Below are 546 nucleotides of genomic sequence, written 5' to 3'. Positions count from 1 at the left end.
ACATCTTGTGAAGAAGTGACCTTCCACCCCTTTGTTTTGCATACAGTTATTTCCCAAACGCGAATCAAAGCCATCAAACATTCGCCAAAAACGCGACAAAATTGACTCTGCTGCCATTTGCTTTATGCACATGTACGCCTAAATTTACATACTGACAACTTTATTTACAAATACTTACATCGAACAAATAGCGATAACTAAATTCTTGAAAAGCTCATTTAGAAAAGGAATTCAAAATGTTTGGCTTGCGAACTCAAAACCAAGAAGCAGAAAGTGAATACCGTCGCTTCATCAAAGGCTTATCCGATAGTATGGCAATGATTGAGTTTGATACGAGAGGCATCATTCTCAATGCAAATGATTTATTTCTTTCTTGTGTCGGATACACACGAGAAGCGATTGTTGGAAAACATCATTCGATTTTCTGTGACCGAGGCTATGTTCAGTCCCCTCGATACCAACAATTTTGGGATGACTTAAAAATGGGTAAGCATAAACGCGGTACGTTTGAGCGTCTAACCTCACAACGTGAAAGACTGGTACTTG

1 protein-coding gene is annotated in these 546 nt (G+C 39.0%); it reads left to right on the top strand.

The genetic code is table 11. The annotated features are described in order from the left end of the window. Window positions 1-236 precede the first annotated feature (236 nt). Window positions 237-546, top strand: a 310-nt coding sequence (locus R7P74_RS28620; protein ID WP_318124072.1) for a PAS domain S-box protein, incomplete at its 3' end; no start/stop codon positions are given.

This window comes from Vibrio sp. 2033, assembly GCF_033339735.1.
This window is presented reverse-complemented; position numbering and strand designations above follow the sequence as displayed.